Annotated in this window: 2 protein-coding genes; both read right to left on the reverse strand. The window is 75.5% G+C overall.

All coding sequences use genetic code 11. The annotated features are described in order from the left end of the window. The coding region (locus AC27IQ_RS26535; protein ID WP_487091452.1) for a helix-turn-helix transcriptional regulator at nucleotides 1-334 on the reverse strand (334 nt) is incomplete at its 3' end. A 66-nt stretch (nucleotides 335-400) separates the two neighbouring features. Then, nucleotides 401-652: GyrI-like domain-containing protein (locus AC27IQ_RS26540; RefSeq protein WP_487091454.1), on the reverse strand; the 252-nt coding region annotated here is incomplete at its 5' end.

Consider the following 652-nt stretch of genomic DNA (forward strand, 5'->3'; position numbering starts at 1 on the left):
CGGGCGGCAGCACCGAGAGGATCTTGCCCAGGGCGCTTTCCACCTCGCCGGCCAGGCCGGTGTCCAGCCAGGACTGCGCCAGCCGGGCGGCGGCGACCAGGGCGTTGGCCTCGCCCTGGCTGAACATGAGCGGCGGCAGGTCGAAGCCCGCGCCCAGGCGGTAGCCCACGCCGGCCTCGCCCTCGATGGGCACGCCCTGGTGCTGCAGGTCGGCCACGTCGCGGTAGATGGTGCGCGCCGAGACCTCCAGCCGCTTCGCCAGGAAGTCGGCCGTGGACAGGCGCCGGCCCCGGATGAGCTGGACGATCTGGAACAGGCGGTCGGCGCGGCGCATGGGTGAGGCAATCGGGGCGGGATCGGGGCGTGGGCGAGGATTGTGCCCTGCCCCGCACAGGGCGCGTCAGCCCTGCACGCCGATGCAGACGGCCACCTGGTCGGGGCCTTCGTAGGCCTCGAAATCGACGTCGAAGCGGCGGCGCGGCACGGGGTGCTGCCCGAAGTGCGCCCACACCGCGCCCCAGGTGTCGATCACGGCCTGCGGCAGCGCGCCCTGCCGGCGGAACACGAGGTAGAGGCCAGCCGGCACCTGCACGCGCTCCACACCCGGCGCGGCGCCGGGGCCGGGGCCGGGGCCGTCCAGGGCCACGCCCCG

The organism is Acidovorax sp. KPB24-07, assembly GCF_057543315.1.